We start from the raw sequence: 15,314 nt of genomic DNA on the forward strand, positions 1-15,314 counted from the left end.
AGCGCCCCGGACGCCGAATTTCACAACGGATAGCAAGACGATGACGATGTCCCGAACAACCAAGACATCCCCGGCAACGGCACCCCCCAACGGCCGAAAAGCCGGGCTCGGCCCGATGGCGCGGCGCGAAGCGCGGCTTGCGCTCTGGATGCTGGCCCCAACATTTCTGATTGTGATGGGCATCGTCCTGTTTCCGTTGCTTGCCAATTTCTGGATTTCGGTCAAGCCGGTCACATTGTCTGACTTGCGCCCGCCAACCCCTGTTGTGTCCGAACGCGTGCGGGGGGATTTCGATGTTGCCGGGCAGGAATTTGAAATCCAGTACCGCATGCGCAATTCATCGCGCAAAGGCGACATTACCGACGTCGTCCTGACCGATACATTGCCCGCGGGCGTTACGGTCATTGATCCGGGGGATGTTTGTACGGTCACGGGGGCCGAGGTCCGCTGCGCCCTTGATGGCCTTCCGGCCGGGGAACGCACCAGACTGAAAATGACCGCTGTGGCTGACGAAACGTTTGCCGCCAACCCCGTCTCGCCGCGTGACAGCGAACCAACCGTCACCGGCACGGCTGAAAACATTCTGACCAATAACGAATTCACCCTGGAAAACTTCGCGCGAATTTTTGATTCCCGCGAATTCTGGTCGGTGCTGTGGGTGACGATTGCCTATACGGTGTTTGGTACACTGGGGGCCCTCGTGCTTGGCCTTTTCGCCGCCCAGATGCTCAACAAACCCTTTGCTGGCCGCTCGATCATCCGGGGGCTTTTCCTGTTTCCCTATGTCGCGCCGGTCATTGCCGTTGCCTTCACATGGGTCATCCTGCTTGACCCGTTCAACGGCACCTTCAATGCCATCTTGCAGCGCATGAACATCACGGATGAAGGCGTAAACTTCTTTGGTCAGCGCGACATTCCCATTGATGTTTTCGGGCTCACCATCGATTTCCCGCTGGCACTGGCAACGGTGATTGCCTTTGAAGCGTGGCGGTATTTCCCGCTGTCATTCCTGTTCATTCTGGCCCGGATGCAGTCGATATCCTCTGACATGTACGAGGCCGCCGAGGTCGATGGCGCCACGCCCTTGCAACAGTTCTGGCACATTTCCCTGCCGCAACTTCTGGGGATCCTGTCGACGCTGTTCCTGCTGCGCTTCATTTGGACGTTCAACAAGTTCGACGACATCTTCCTGCTGACCGGCGGGGCGGCAGGCACGCGCACGCTCACGGTCGATGTCTATGAACAGGGCTTTGCCCTGTCCAATCTTGGGGCCGGGGCGGCGGTGGCGGTGGCCATCTTCATCCTGCTTCTGGTGTTTGCCGTGTTCTATTTCAAATTCGTCCATCGGGAGGATTCGTAATGCGTATCGGTACGGGTCTTCTTCTGGGTCTGCTGACCGGCTTGCTTTGGGGCACGATTGCGGTGGCCCTCACCGGCATTTCATTGACCCTGATCACCGGCCTTCCGGCCACACCGATCATATCAGCCGGTGCGCTTGGCGGGGCAGTCAATGCCGCCATCATCATGCTGCGCGCGCCCGCCGATCGCACACCGGGGCTTTATCTTGTTGCCTTTGCCGGCGTCATCGTCTCGATGATGCTGGTCTCCTTTGGCGCACCGTTCAGCCTGGCCTTCTCTGAAAGTTCGCTTATTCAGGCATTCGGCGTCGGGCTGATCGCGCTTGCCGTGACCTTTGCCAACCGCGCAGTCCTGATCGACATTCAGTCTGGCATGCTCAAACGCTATAAGATTGATCTGGTGATTGTCCGCACACTCAAGGGCTTTGGCTTTGTGTTCTTTAGCGTGATCGTCATCCTGCCCTTCTATGTGATGGTGATGACCAGCCTCAAGAACCAGCAGGATCTGTTCTTAAACCCGCTGGATCTGTCGATTGATCTGACACAGGGTGCGGCCAGCCTGTTTGACAGCTATGTCGAACTGTTTACCAAGTTCAATTTTGGCCGCTTCCTTCTGATTTCGACCATCGTGTCGGTCTGCACCGTTTTGATCACGCTGGCCTTTTCGATCCCCGGCGCCTATGCGGTTGCGCGTTTGAAGTTCCCCGGACAGACGGTACTTTCAAGCTCGATCCTGCTGATCTATCTCGTGCCGATGATCGTTCTGGTCATCCCGCTTTATGCCGTGTTCAGCCAGCTTGGCCTGCGCAATACGGTCGTTGGCCTTCTGATCGTCTATCCGGCAACCACGGTGCCCGTGGCGCTTTATATGCTGCAGGGTTATTTCCGCGGGCTTCCGGCCGAACTGGAAGAAGCCGGTCTGATGGATGGTTTGTCGCGCTTTGGCGTGATCTGGAAAATCACCCTGCCACTCGCCTTGCCGGCCCTGGCATCTGTGTCGCTTTATGTCTTCATGATCGCCTGGAACGAATTCCTGTTTGCCTTCATGTTCCTTGATGATCCCGACATCTTCACCCTGTCGCGCGGGGTGGTATCGCTCAATTCATCCGAAGTCCCGCGCCAACATCTGATGGCCGGTGCGGTGATCGCAACGGTGCCGATCCTGGTCATCTTCCTGTGGTTTGAACGCTTCCTTGTTCAGGGCCTGACCGCCGGGAGTGTCAAAGGATGAGGCAGATGAGGCAGATGAGCCAGATGCGCCAGATGCGCCTATCCCTCGATCAGCTTAAGGGTACCAACAGACGTGCGGCCGACATCCTTATCGGCAATGATCGCGGCGGCTATACGGTGCCAAGTGCCAAGCTCTATCCGTTCCAGTGGAACTGGGACAGTGCGCTGGTTGCCCTTGGCTTTTCGGTGTTTGATTCTGATCGCGCATGGCAGGAAGTCGAAAGCCTGCTTTCCGCGCAATGGGACAACGGCATGGTGCCGCACATCATTTTCTGGAAAGAGGAAAAAAGCTACTTCCCCGGACCGGAACAGTGGGGCACGACCGACATCGCCAAAAGCCCGCCAACATCGGGCATCACCCAGCCACCCGTTGCCGCAACCGTGATCGAACGGCTTCTGGCCGAAGACATTGCTGCCCATCGCGATCGCGCGGCAAAACTTCTGCCCAACCTTGATCGCTGGCATCAATGGTTCCTTGATGCCCGTGACCCGGAAGGCCGGGGTGTGGTTGCGATCATGCATCCGTGGGAAAGTGGCCGCGATAATCTGCCCGACTGGGATCGCCCGCTGTCGTTCATCGATACGGCGGGGGTTGGCACCTATCACCGCCGCGATACCGATATCGTCAACGAAGACGAACGCCCGAAAAACAACGACTACGATCACTATATGGCGCTGGTCCGGTTTGGCCGCGAATGCAACTGGAACACCGATATCATCGCGCGCAACTGCCCGTTCTGGGTCGCTGAACCGGGCATGAATGCCATCCTGCGCCGGGCCGAACGCGACCTGATCACGATGGCAAGGCTTCTGGGCCAGGATGATATCGCCGCCCGCGCCACCGCCCGCCTTGCCCGTCTTGATGCCGGGTTTGAGTTGCTTTGGTCAGAAACCGTCGGCGGCTATGTCACACTTGATTTGCGTCGTGATGAACACGCCACCGGCCTGACATCGGGAAGCTGGCTTGCAATGTTTGCCGGGCCTGTCGAACCGGCCCGTGCGGGCAAGATGGCGGCAACCCTGACCCACTGGCTATCACAGGTCAAACACGGCGTTCCCAGCTTCGATCCCAACCATGAACTGTTTGATTCCATTCGCTATTGGCGCGGTCCGGTCTGGGCCATGATCAACTGGATGATTGCCACCGGATTGTCTGAGCACGGCGAAACCGACCTTGCCGATCGCATCCGGCGCGATACGCAGTCCCTTATCGACCAATCCGATTTTCGTGAATATTTCTGCCCGGTGACCGGCCGTGGTGGCGGGGGCACGGATTTTTCGTGGACGGCATCGATGTCGCTTTACTGGGCGGCCCGTCCCGAAACTTTGCCCATCACCCCACACCTTTCCCAAACCGGCACCGTAGATCAGGAGAACACATAAAATGGGCCAGATCGAACTAAAAGGCATCCGCAAATCATTTGGCGGGATTGATGTCATCAAGGGCATCGACCTTCAAATCAACGAGGGTGAGCTGGTGATTTTTGTCGGCCCGTCCGGCTGTGGCAAATCGACGTTGCTGCGCCTGATTTCCGGCCTTGTCGAGGCATCCGATGGCCAGATCCTGATTGATGGCGATGACGTCACCGGCAAGCCACCGGCGGAGCGCGAACTTTCGATGGTGTTTCAGTCCTATGCGCTCTATCCGCACAAATCGGTTCGGGAAAATATGGGCTTTGCCCTAACCGTTGCCGGCATGCCAAAGGCCGAAATCACCCAAAAGGTCGATGAGGCCGCCGCCACCCTGAAACTTGAAGACTATCTGGATCGCAAACCCAAGGCACTGTCAGGCGGTCAGCGCCAGCGTGTCGCAATCGGTCGCGCGATTGTCCGCGAACCGCGCGCCTTCCTGTTTGACGAGCCGCTCTCGAACCTTGATGCGGCTTTGCGCGTTGAAATGCGTCTTGAAATCGCCCGCCTGCATCAGAAACTCGGTGCCACCATGGTCTATGTCACCCATGACCAGGTCGAGGCCATGACGCTGGCCGACAAGATCGTCGTTTTGCAGGCAGGTCAGATCGAACAGATCGGCACCCCGCTTGATCTCTATCGCCATCCGGGCAACCTGTTTGTCGCCCAGTTCATCGGCTCGCCGAAAATGAATGTGGTCGACTGCACGGGGACGGGCACGTCACTGACCTTTGGCAATGGCAACACATCCGACATCGCGCGCAATGCCGAAGGCGCCACCAAAATGGGCATTCGCCCCGAACATATGGCGCTTTGTGATGCCGCCAAGGCCATCCTGACCGGCCAGATCGATGTCATGGAACATCTCGGCTCTGACAGCTTCGCCTATGTCAATGTGCCCGATGTTGGCCTGTTCACGGTCCGCATCGTTGGTCATTCCGACGCGGGCGTGGGCGATACCGTCGGGCTGCATTTCGCATCCGGCGATGTGCATCTGTTCGACGCATCGGAAAAAACCATCCCGGCATGACGAAACCCGCATGCCGGATTTCCGAATTGGGCGTCATTGTAATTGTATGAGGATTAAAATGACGTCCAATATCGGGCTGTCAGCCTGCTGTCTGATTTTTCACCAATATTGAATAATGGGGCTGGTTATTCATTTTAAGTGAATACCGAAAAAGCCCCTTTTTGCGCTATTTCAGCGACCCCAGAACCGCCAGACTTTCATAGCGTTTGATATAGGGTTCATGAAACACCCGGTCGACAAAGGCGCTGTATTCTTCCATGTCACTGACCTGAATACGCAACACAAAATCATGCGCACCAGTCACATGGTGACACTGCACAACCTCAGGCATTCTGCCGAATTCTTCACGCATCAGCATATATCGATCCGGGCGATCACGTTCCATGGTCAGAAGCACGATCACCATCATCTTCTTGCCAAATACCTTGGGCGATACAATCGCGACATCGCGCTCAATCACCCCGGTTTCGCGCAGGCGCTGCACCCGGCGCAAACAGGCCGCCGATGAAAGACCAACTTTCGCGGACAGTTCATTACCTGTTAAGCGACTGTTTTCCTGCAATAATTCCAGCAGGCGATAGTCAAATTTATCGAGTTCCGCCAAGGTCCAATATCCCAAACGACGCTGTAACATCCTTCGGATCAACATGACCGAAGCAGCCAGCGAAAGAAAATCGTTTTTACAGATTCTTTGCGAAAATCTCGCACGGATTTGCGAACTTTGCGCGCCGTTTCACATAATCCAGACGTAAATTGTTTGTGGGTCCGAAGGAAACTTTGTCCCCTTATTAGCAAACAAACTAGCGAGCCAGCATCATGCCAGCACAGTTTACAAATGGATCCCTCGTCGCCACCACCAATGTCGCGCCGGTATCAGGCGTAACCATCTGGCGCTGGCTCGTCCTTTTCCCCCGCAAATGGGCACAAGCCTACAAGGTCGCCCGTGATGCGGAAATGCTTCGCAATGCCCCGCGCGAAGTGCTTGAAGACATCGGCATTGCCCGCAATGACGTTGCGTTCGTCTGCGAACATGGCCACCTGCCGAGATAACGAACTCCCTCATTAACGGTCATCAGGCGCCCCACCTGACGGACCAGCTTGAAAAGCCTGTCAGTGTCCCATGCACTGGCGGGCTTTTTGTTTTCATCATTTTTTCCTCTCCGACGGCCCGCGCCATCCGCCTTAAATCCCTTGGTAGACTGCCTGTATTGCCCTGCGACCAGCCGATCTGATGGCCGGAGATCGCCATCCCATCGCTACCAGATAACGCATTCCGGGCGTTTACCGCTTGGTTACCTGCCCCCACGCGATGATCAGGCATAACAAGCCAAAAGAGAGAGATGAGGCGGTCATGCAATATCAGCTTAAGATCAATGGAGAATCCCGTACCGTTGATGTCGAACCGGGCACCCCGCTGCTTTGGGTTCTGCGCGACGAACTGGAACTTACCGGCACTAAATTTGGTTGCGGCGTTGCCTATTGTGGTGCCTGCACTGTGCATGTCGACGGTTACCCGACCCGTTCCTGCCAGACCTTTGTCGAGGATGCGGTCGATAGCGAAATCACCACCATTGAAGGGGCAACTGACAAGATCGCCAAGGCGGTTCAGGCCGCCTGGCAGGAAAAAGATGTCGTGCAGTGCGGCTGGTGTCAGTCCGGTCAGATCATGTCGGCTATCGGCCTTCTGACCGAAAACCCCAATCCGACGGATGAGGAAATCAAGGATTACATGTACGGCAATGCCTGCCGCTGTGTGACCTATGTCCGCATCAACGAAGCCATCAAGCTCGCATCTGAAAAGCTGGAGGCCTAAGCCATGAACATCAGTGTATCCCGTCGCGGCTTCCTTAAGGGATCGGCCGCAGGCGCCACAGCCCTTTTCGTCGGTGTGAATGCCAAGGGTGTTCTGGCTGCCGGAAGCTCGGTCACTGCAAATACCGACCTGAACCCGTTTGTCAAAATTGATGCCGACGGTGTTGTCACCGTCATCATCAAACATTTCGAAATGGGTCAGGGTACGACCACCGGCCTGACCACGCTCGTCGCCGAAGAAATCGATGCCAACTGGGACAGTGTCAAAACCGATTTCGCACCGGCCGATGATGTCCGCTACAAGAACCTGTTCTTTGGCGCGCAGGGGACCGGTGGTTCGACCTCGATTGCCAATTCATTCATGCAGTACCGCGAAGCTGGTGCTGCCGCGCGTGACTTGCTTGTCCGTGCCGCGGCCCAAAGCTGGGGTGTAGATGCATCGACCATCTCTGTTGAGAACGGCGTCATTTCATCAGGGGGCAATTCCGGTCACTTTGGCGAATTCGTTGCGATCGCAGCAACCCTTGACGCCGTTGAAAAACCGACAATCAAAACCCCGGATCAGTTCAAGCTGATCGGCAACGAAAAGCTCCACCGCAAGGACAATCACGGCAAGACCACCGGAACCGCGATCTTTGCCATGGATGTCAATCTGCCCGGCATGATCTATGCCGCGATCATGCACAGCCCGAAATTCGGTGGCACCGTTGTATCGTTCGATGACAGTGCGGCAAAGGATGTCGGTGGTTTCATCGCCGCACAGGTCCTGCCAAACAAGGCGGGTGTGGTTGCCTTTGGCAAAAACACCTGGTCGGCATTCCAGGCCCGTGATGCGCTTTCGGTTGAATGGGATTTCAGCGTTGCTGAAACCCGCAGCACCGATGCCCTGATCGCGGCCCATCAAGCCCTGCTTGATGAAAAACCGGAATTCGAAATCGGCCACGAAATCACAACCGAGAATGTTGCACCCTTGATCGAAGGTGCGTCAAAAACCATCGAGGCTGACTTCACCTTCCCGTATCTGGCGCATGCGTCAATGGAATCTCTGAACTGCACGATTGAACCAACCGATTTTGGTGTGCGTGTTCATGACGGGTGTCAGTTCCCGACCATCACGCGGCCGACGGTTGCGGCGATCCTTGGGCTTAAGCCCGAACAGGTCGAAATCAAGACGCTATATGCCGGTGGTTCGTTTGGCCGTCGCGCCAACCCGACCGCCGACTACAATGCCGAGGCTGCCATGGCCTTTGCCGTGTCGGGTAAGAAAGTCCCGGTCAAACTGGTCTGGAGCCGCGAAGACGACATGAAGGGCGGCTATTACCGCGCCATGTCGGCACACCGGGCAAAGATTGGTCTGGATGCGGATGGCAAGATCGTCGGATGGGACCATCGCCTTGCGATCAAGTCGATCATGAAAGGCACAAGCTTTGAAGGCATGATGGTCCGTGACGGGGTTGATGCGACCTCTGTCGAAGGCGTATCCGAAAGCCTTTATGCCATCCCGAACCAGGCAATCGGTCTGACGGATTTCCATAACCCGGTGCCGGTTCTTTGGTGGCGTTCGGTGGGACATACCCACACCGCTTATGCCATGGAAACCCTGATGGATATGGTCGCAACCGAAAACGGTCAGGACCCGATCGCGCTACGTCTGGCCATGCTGGACGCAGCGCAGCCCAACCAGGCCCGCATGATTGAAGCCATCAAGCACGTGCGTGAAATTTCCGGATGGAAAGAAGGCGATAAGCGCGGCTTTGCCTGCCACTTCTCGTTCAATACCTGCGTCGCGGTTGTGGCGGATGTCTCGGTCGATGACACCAGCGTGCATGTCAACAAGCTGTTCATGGCGGTTGAATGCGGTGTGGCTGTAAACCCCGATGTCATTCGCGCGCAGATGGAAGGCGGGGCCGGCTACGGCCTGACAGCGATCTTGCGCAACCAGATCACCCTGACCGACGGTGAAGTCGATCAGTACAACTTCCCGGATTACGAATTGCTTCGTAATCCCGAAATGCCCGAAGTCGAGGTCGCCATCGTTCCATCGAACGGTGCACCGACCGGTGTTGGCGAACCGGGTCTGCCCCCGACCGGGCCGGCCGTTGCCAATGCGATCTTTGCGCAAACTGGCAAGCGGATTCTGGATCTTCCCATGACCAAGGCTGGTTTCGACTTCGTGTAAGAGATAACTGCTCGGGAAATCATTTTTCCCCCATCCCCCACCCCGTGGTTTCCCGGGCAGTTACCCTTTTGCTGAAAGGGCGAGGAATATGACCAATCAACTTTCTGCAATGCTTGGCACCTGGCAGGAAAACCGCGACAGCACTGAATGGGTGCTGGGAACGGTTTATCGCACCGAGGGATCTGCCTATCGCAAGGCCGGTGCCATGATGCTGATCAACGGCCACGGGCAACAGTTGGGACTGCTCAGTGGTGGCTGCCTTGAGGCCGACATTATCCGCAATGCGCGCCGGGCCATGGTGACCGGCAAGCCTGTGATGTTGACCTATGACGGCACTGACGAAGATGATCTGTCATTCAAACTTGGCGTGGGATGTGGCGGCACGGTCTATATCATGCTCCAGCCACTTGGCTCCGCGAATGATCTGGGCCTTGGCGATTTATATGAAGCCCTGCAAAAACGTCAAAGCGGCCTCTATTTCCAGAAAATCGATGCTGTCGAAGGCTATTTCGAGGCTGGTTTGCTTTATGGACAACGCCCGGCCCATATCGAAAACCGTGAAGACGGCAATTGGCTGGTGACACCGATCCAGCCTGAACCCCATGTTCTTGTCGTGGGCGGTGGCCTTGATGCTCGCCCGGTGATTGGCATTGCCCATCAGATGGGCTGGCAAACAACACTGGTCGATCCTCGCCCGGCAAATGCCCGGGCCGAGCATTTCCGGGCGGCAGGCACAATCCTGCGCAAGATTGATCGTGACTTGGCAACCTATGTGACCGATCACAAAGTCGATGCAGTTATTCTGATGGCCCATAGTGTTAGCATCGATGCCGCGGCCCTTGCGGTGCTTTGCGATGCACCGATCAAACATCTGTCCGCCCTTGGTCCACGCCATCGGTTTCGCGATGTTTTGAACGAAGCTGGCATTTCGCGGAATGATCTGGCATTTGATGTTTCAAGTCCGGCGGGTCTCGATATCGGCGGGCAACTTCCTGAAAGCATTGCTCTTTCGATGTTGTCAGGCATTCATGCCGCCCTGTTCAAGCAATCAGCGGCCCCGGCCTTGGCACAAGCCGCCGAATAATGCGACCATGATGATGACGCCACGCCCAGACATCCCGAAACCGAAACTGGCCACGCTTCTTCTGGCGGCCGGGGAAAGTGCGCGCTTTGGCGGGCGTAAGCAGCTTGCCGATATCAATGGCAAACCCATGATCGAACATGCGCTTGATGCCCTGTCGGGGATGCCAACATCTGACACCTTTGTGGTTCTTGGTGCCTATGGCGATGAAATCGCGCCGCGCCTTGATAACGGCGTGATCCTTATCACCAATGACAATTGGGCCACGGGAATGGGAAGCTCCATTGCGTGCGGCATGACGAAAATCGCGACCAACGGCGGGTATGATGGTGTTTTGATTGCCCTGTGTGATCAGGTCAATCTGACCAGCGAGGATTACACCCGATTGATCACGGCCTTTGACGGCAAACAGATTGTCGCAACCCGACATCAAGATGGGCTGGGCGTGCCTGCCATTTTCCCAAAGTCTGTCTTTGATGATTTGCAAAGCCTTGTCGGGCCGATTGGCGCGCGCAAAATCATCGACAGACATGCCGATAAAGTAACAGCCCTATCACTTGCAAATGCCGCACTTGATATCGATACCCAAGATGATCTGAAGCAAGTGAGAGACTAACCGGCCTTATGTGGCAAACAGGGCTGCGGGGTGTTTCCTGCTGACCCGTCGGCTGAATTGCGGCATGCTTGCATGTCTTGAAAAACGAGATGACGTGAATGAAAGCAACCGCCCACATCATGGTCCTTTTGGTCGAGGACAACATGGATATCGCCGCCACCGTCAGTGACTATCTGACGATTGAAGGCGTTGAATGCGACCATGCCTATGATGGTGAAACCGCCTATCAGATGGCGCTGACCGGCGAGTATGACGTCATCCTGCTTGATCTGATGTTGCCATTCCGCGACGGCATCAGCATCTGCAAGGCGCTGCGCGACGAAGGGGTGGACACCCCGGTTCTTATGTTGACCGCGCGCGATACACTTGATGACAAGATCGAAGGTTTCCACGCCGGGGCGGACGATTATCTGGTCAAACCGTTTGAGCTTGAAGAGCTTCTTTTGCGCACACGTGTTCTATCTCGTCGGCGCAGTGGCGAGGTCAGGCGTTTCTCGCTTGGTGACCTGCTTATTGATTTTGAAAACCGTTCCGTGGTGCGAGCTGGCCAGAATATCAGTGTATCGCCAACGGGTTGGACCATTTTGGAGGTTCTCGCGCAAAACAGTCCGCAGGTTGTAACCCGTTCTCGTTTGTCGATGGCGCTCTGGCAAGGTGATCCACCTGATACCAATGCGCTGAAGACACATCTTTACAAACTGCGCCATCGGATCGACAAACCGTTTGAGCAAAATCTGATTCACACCATTCCGGGCCAGGGCGTGGCCCTTCGCGAGTAGCCGCTATGAGCACATGTTGCGCACCCAAGACCCGATCCTTTTCCCGCTTTGTGCGCAATTACGTGCTGCTGGGTCTGGTGATTACGCTCGTGCTTTATACGGTGGTCGTCAATTTTTACATGCTGTATGGCAAGTGGATGGTGGCGTCCTTCCAGCTTCAAGTCATTGCCGAACAATATGACAATGAACTGGCCGAAAATCCCGAAGCCCCCTTGCCCAAGGGTTTCAATATTGAAACCTTCACCGGGTTTGATCAGCTGCCGGCAGAATTGCGCGCGCACGCAACACCGGACGATCTTGAGATTGGCGAGCTTTTCTATATCAACACCGACAAATATGCCGCCGAAGAAAACCCGGAAAATCCGGTTTTTCTGGTCTTCCCCTATCAGCTGCGCAATGGGGATGACATCCTGATCCTGCAGACCTATCACGCCGGGGATGAAGACAGCATCTATTTCGTGCGCCTGCATAAGCTGGCCCTGCTGTCGATCCCGTTTGCCATGGCGGTGGTAGGCATCTTTGCCTGGTTCCTGTGGGTGATTGGCAAACGTCTGACCAAGCCATCCGAGAACCTTCAGAACTGGGCCAACAATCTGACGGCAGATAACCTGCGCGAACCGATCCCGGATTTCGGGTTTGAAGAGCTTAATGACGTTGCCCACGAACTGCATCGATCAGTTGACCAGATCGACAAATTCGTTGCCCGTGAACGTGAATTCCTCCGTCAGGCCAGCCACGAGCTGCGCACGCCCGTTACCATCGTTTCGGGCAATGTCGAACTTCTGGAAAAAAGCCCGCTCAACGCAACGCAGGCACGCGTTATGGCCCGCATCAAACGCGCCAACCGCAATATGCAGCAATTGCTTGAAACGCTGTTGTGGCTGGGCCGTGACAATGCACCGCTTGGTCAAACCGAAACGATTAACATCAACGCGTTCATCGAACAGGAAATCAGTGATCTTTCCTATCTGATGGAGGGCAAACACGTTACCTGCACGTTTGAACCTGACAGCCGCGAAACCGAGATCGCGACCTCGCGCGCGGCACTGATGATTGTGGTGTCCAACCTGATCCGAAATGCGTTCCAGCACACCCCAAAAGGCGAAGTCAAGATCACGCTTTCCGGCACGCAGATCTGCGTCGAAAACGCCATCCTGACCTGCAATGGTCAATGCACGATGCCTCAGGGCGAAGGCATTGGCCTGCAACTCGTCCGGCGTATTTGTGAACGTCTTGACTGGACCTGCACACTTACGCATCTGCCCAATGGCGGCATGTCGGTTTGCCTGGATCCGGGCACAGCAACATTGGTTAAACCTGAACCCGAACTGGTCTAAGCAAACAGGTTATTGCCAAACCTGTTATCGAAAAAACCGCGACAAGCGTTTTGCTATCACCTATCGTGATGGCATCATGGCTTTTACCATTCGACAGCTTCAGTATTTCGTCGCCGTGGCCGAACAGGGAACTGTATCGGGGGCGGCGCATATTCTGTCGATTTCGCAATCGGCCGTGACAGAGGCGATCAAGGAACTTGAAGCCGATCTGGGGGTCGCGCTGTTTGATCGTCATTCGCGCGGGCTTAACATCACCCATAACGGCCATCAGTTCCTGCGCCATGCCACGACCATCCTTGCCAATGTTTCAGACGCCAAACAGGCCTTTGAGGAAACCGCTCAAACCCAAAAGGGCGAATTGCATCTGGGCGTTACATCGCTGGTCGCGGGTTATGTGCTTTCTGACATTCTGGCACGCTATCGCCGTGCCTATCCGCAGATAACGGTAAGTGCGACCGAGGATAATGGCGATTATCTTGAACACCTTCTGATTGGCGGCGAGATCGATGTTGCCGTGATGGTGATTTCCAACCTGCGGGATCGTCTGGCATTGCAATCTGAAATTCTTGAAGTTTCGCCCTATCGGCTTTGGCTGCCGCTGGGTCACAAACTGGCCACCGCACAAAGCATCACGCTTGATGATGTCACATCCGAGCCGCTGATCATGCTGACCATCGACGAGATCGAGGAAGCAACCGGCAAATTGCTGGGTGCGCTTGGCACTCGTCCCCGTGTTGCCTTCCGGACAAGGTCGGTTGAGGCGGTGCGAAGCCTTGTTGCCACCGGGGCCGGATTGTCGCTTTTGCCTGATCTGGTCTATCGCCCCTGGTCGCTTGAGGGCGACCGGATTGAAAGCCGCGATGTATCGGGTACGCTTCCAATGGTTCAGGTCGGCGTTGTCTGGCGAAAAGGCTCCCCGTTGTCCCAGGCGGCACGTGATTTTATCGGTCTGGCACAGGCCCATCGCGCCACCCGCCTGCGTTAAACACGCACATATCATCACCAGTGAAACAAGAAAATCGCCATGTAACAGACCGTTACGCTGCGCCGCAACAGATATCGGAAAATCCGATAACGTATTTCTGTTAAATGAAATTGTGAATGCTCCAGATCAGCGTAGGCTTGCCGTCGGGAAATAAAAGTCACGCGAACTGACGTCCTGCAACTGGGAGACATCACAATGAAATCACTATTGAAATCAGGCACGTCCGTGATGGTCGTGCTTGCCTTTGCCGCCAGTCAGGCGGCTGCCGCTGACATGATGACCGAACTTGGCACACCGGAAGGTTCCGTGAATATCGTTGCCTGGCCGGGCTATATCGAGCGCGGCGAAACGGATGCCAATTTTGACTGGGTAACCGCCTTTGAAAAGGAAACCGGATGCGCGGTGAATGTCAAAACCGCCAACACATCCGATGAAATGGTCGCGCTGATGAACGAAGGCGGCTTTGATCTTGTCACCGCATCGGGCGATGCGTCGCTGCGCATGATTGCCGGCAAACGCGTTCAGCCGATCAATACCGACCTGATCCCAAGCTGGAACACCGTCGATGACCGCCTGAAAAGCGCGCCATGGCACACGGTTGACGGCGTGCATTACGGGACGCCCTATCAGTGGGGTCCGAACGTTCTGATGTACAATACCGACGCCTTCGCCGAAGCACCGAAAAGCTGGAATGTCGTGTTCGAGGAAATGACCCTTGCTGATGGCAAATCGAACAAGGGTCGCGTTCAGGCCTATGACGGACCGATCCACATCGCCGACGCCGCGCAATATCTGATGGCGCACAACCCCGAACTTGGCATCAAAAGCCCCTATGAGCTGAATGCCGATCAATATGCCGCAGCACTTGATCTGCTGCGCGGGCAGCGTGAACTGGTGTCACGGTACTGGCATGATGCCTTCATCCAGATGGATGATTTCAAGAACGAAGGCGTTGTCGCATCCGGTTCCTGGCCGTTCCAGGTCAACCTTCTGAAATCGGAAGGCCTTCCGATTGCATCGACGATCCCCGAAGAAGGGGTTACCGGCTGGGCTGATACCACCATGCTCCATGCCGAAGCTGAAAACCCGACCTGTGCCTATCTCTGGATGGAACATTCCCTGTCTCCGAAAGTTCAGGGCGACCTTGCGGCATGGTTTGGTTCCAACCCGGCTGTTCCGGCAGCCTGCACCGGCAATGCCCTGTTGGGCGATGAAGGTTGCGCCACCAACGGCTTTGATGATTTCGACCGTGTCAGCTTCTGGCAGACCCCGGTTTCGAAATGCGAAAGCCAGGGTGAATGCGTGCCTTATTATCGTTGGGTTTCCGACTATATCGGCGTGATTGGCGGCCGCTAAGCGATCCTGCGATCAGGTTCCCCACCCTTGTGAACCTGATCGGGCAAGGGGATGCGCATGGCGTGTTGTCACACCCGGCACGAAATGCGCACCCCATTCTGATCGGCGGCAATGTCACGGCACTTCCGGGCTCCGGGGGAC

14 protein-coding genes are annotated in these 15,314 nt (G+C 55.9%); 13 read left to right on the plus strand and 1 reads right to left on the minus strand.

The window, feature by feature from the left end:
- The first annotated feature begins 40 nt into the window (after positions 1-40).
- The 4 genes from B2T33_RS16025 to B2T33_RS16040 are packed head-to-tail and all read left to right on the plus strand — an operon-like array spanning position 41 to position 5,028.
- Entirely contained in the window at positions 41-1,360 is a 1,320-nt protein-coding gene (locus B2T33_RS16025; protein WP_286792579.1) for a sugar ABC transporter permease, read from the plus strand.
- Entirely contained in the window at positions 1,360-2,589 is a 1,230-nt protein-coding gene (locus tag B2T33_RS16030) for a carbohydrate ABC transporter permease (protein WP_286792580.1), read from the plus strand. Before B2T33_RS16025 ends, B2T33_RS16030 begins: the two co-directional genes overlap by 1 nt.
- A gap of 5 nt (positions 2,590-2,594) precedes the next feature.
- Positions 2,595-3,971, plus strand: a complete 1,377-nt coding sequence (locus B2T33_RS16035; RefSeq protein WP_286792581.1) for an MGH1-like glycoside hydrolase domain-containing protein — start codon at positions 2,595-2,597, stop codon at positions 3,969-3,971.
- A 1-nt stretch (position 3,972) separates the two neighbouring features.
- Entirely contained in the window at positions 3,973-5,028 is a 1,056-nt protein-coding gene (locus tag B2T33_RS16040) for an ABC transporter ATP-binding protein (protein ID WP_286792583.1), read from the plus strand.
- A 166-nt stretch (positions 5,029-5,194) separates the two neighbouring features.
- Here the strand turns inward: B2T33_RS16040 and B2T33_RS16045 are convergent, their stop codons facing one another.
- On the minus strand, positions 5,195-5,632 hold the full coding sequence (locus B2T33_RS16045; protein WP_062955801.1) for an Lrp/AsnC family transcriptional regulator: 438 nt from the start codon (positions 5,630-5,632) through the stop codon (positions 5,195-5,197).
- A 212-nt stretch (positions 5,633-5,844) separates the two neighbouring features.
- Between B2T33_RS16045 and B2T33_RS16050 the strand changes: the two genes are divergently transcribed.
- From B2T33_RS16050 to B2T33_RS16090, 9 genes are all read left to right on the plus strand, one after another.
- Positions 5,845-6,078, plus strand: coding sequence for a hypothetical protein (locus B2T33_RS16050; RefSeq protein WP_008890004.1), 234 nt, complete (start codon positions 5,845-5,847; stop codon positions 6,076-6,078).
- A 301-nt stretch (positions 6,079-6,379) separates the two neighbouring features.
- On the plus strand, positions 6,380-6,841 hold the full coding sequence (locus B2T33_RS16055; protein ID WP_197146721.1) for a (2Fe-2S)-binding protein: 462 nt from the start codon (positions 6,380-6,382) through the stop codon (positions 6,839-6,841).
- A gap of 3 nt (positions 6,842-6,844) precedes the next feature.
- A complete protein-coding gene (locus tag B2T33_RS16060; protein WP_197146720.1) occupies positions 6,845-9,019 on the plus strand; it encodes a xanthine dehydrogenase family protein molybdopterin-binding subunit in 2,175 nt (724 codons plus the stop codon).
- An 88-nt stretch (positions 9,020-9,107) separates the two neighbouring features.
- Positions 9,108-10,103, plus strand: coding sequence for an XdhC family protein (locus B2T33_RS16065; RefSeq protein ID WP_197146719.1), 996 nt, complete (start codon positions 9,108-9,110; stop codon positions 10,101-10,103).
- Between the two features lie 7 nt (positions 10,104-10,110).
- On the plus strand, positions 10,111-10,716 hold the full coding sequence (locus tag B2T33_RS16070) for a nucleotidyltransferase family protein (RefSeq protein WP_252724056.1): 606 nt from the start codon (positions 10,111-10,113) through the stop codon (positions 10,714-10,716).
- A 98-nt stretch (positions 10,717-10,814) separates the two neighbouring features.
- Entirely contained in the window at positions 10,815-11,495 is a 681-nt protein-coding gene (locus B2T33_RS16075; protein WP_008889999.1) for a response regulator transcription factor, read from the plus strand.
- A 5-nt stretch (positions 11,496-11,500) separates the two neighbouring features.
- Positions 11,501-12,832, plus strand: coding sequence for a sensor histidine kinase (locus B2T33_RS16080; RefSeq protein WP_197146718.1), 1,332 nt, complete (start codon positions 11,501-11,503; stop codon positions 12,830-12,832).
- A gap of 76 nt (positions 12,833-12,908) precedes the next feature.
- Complete coding sequence (locus tag B2T33_RS16085) at positions 12,909-13,817, plus strand: LysR substrate-binding domain-containing protein (protein WP_197146717.1); 909 nt, start codon at positions 12,909-12,911, stop codon at positions 13,815-13,817.
- A 195-nt stretch (positions 13,818-14,012) separates the two neighbouring features.
- On the plus strand, positions 14,013-15,173 hold the full coding sequence (locus B2T33_RS16090) for an ABC transporter substrate-binding protein (protein WP_197146716.1): 1,161 nt from the start codon (positions 14,013-14,015) through the stop codon (positions 15,171-15,173).
- Positions 15,174-15,314 lie beyond the last annotated feature (141 nt).

Origin of the sequence: Thalassospira sp. UBA4513 (assembly GCF_002388495.1) — a bacterium.
Classification (GTDB): domain Bacteria; phylum Pseudomonadota; class Alphaproteobacteria; order Rhodospirillales; family Thalassospiraceae; genus Thalassospira; species Thalassospira tepidiphila.

Coding starts and splice junctions, on each gene's coding strand:
- B2T33_RS16030 (WP_286792580.1), top strand. CDS start 1,360: ATGCGTATCGGTACGGGTCTTCTTCTGGGTCTGCTGACCGGCTTGCTT.
- B2T33_RS16075 (WP_008889999.1), top strand. CDS start 10,815: ATGAAAGCAACCGCCCACATCATGGTCCTTTTGGTCGAGGACAACATG.
- B2T33_RS16065 (WP_197146719.1), top strand. CDS start 9,108: ATGACCAATCAACTTTCTGCAATGCTTGGCACCTGGCAGGAAAACCGC.
- B2T33_RS16090 (WP_197146716.1), top strand. CDS start 14,013: ATGAAATCACTATTGAAATCAGGCACGTCCGTGATGGTCGTGCTTGCC.
- B2T33_RS16070 (WP_252724056.1), top strand. CDS start 10,111: ATGATGATGACGCCACGCCCAGACATCCCGAAACCGAAACTGGCCACG.
- B2T33_RS16055 (WP_197146721.1), top strand. CDS start 6,380: ATGCAATATCAGCTTAAGATCAATGGAGAATCCCGTACCGTTGATGTC.
- B2T33_RS16060 (WP_197146720.1), top strand. CDS start 6,845: ATGAACATCAGTGTATCCCGTCGCGGCTTCCTTAAGGGATCGGCCGCA.
- B2T33_RS16025 (WP_286792579.1), top strand. CDS start 41: ATGACGATGTCCCGAACAACCAAGACATCCCCGGCAACGGCACCCCCC.
- B2T33_RS16035 (WP_286792581.1), top strand. CDS start 2,595: ATGAGGCAGATGAGCCAGATGCGCCAGATGCGCCTATCCCTCGATCAG.
- B2T33_RS16080 (WP_197146718.1), top strand. CDS start 11,501: ATGAGCACATGTTGCGCACCCAAGACCCGATCCTTTTCCCGCTTTGTG.
- B2T33_RS16040 (WP_286792583.1), top strand. CDS start 3,973: ATGGGCCAGATCGAACTAAAAGGCATCCGCAAATCATTTGGCGGGATT.
- B2T33_RS16050 (WP_008890004.1), top strand. CDS start 5,845: ATGCCAGCACAGTTTACAAATGGATCCCTCGTCGCCACCACCAATGTC.
- B2T33_RS16085 (WP_197146717.1), top strand. CDS start 12,909: ATGGCTTTTACCATTCGACAGCTTCAGTATTTCGTCGCCGTGGCCGAA.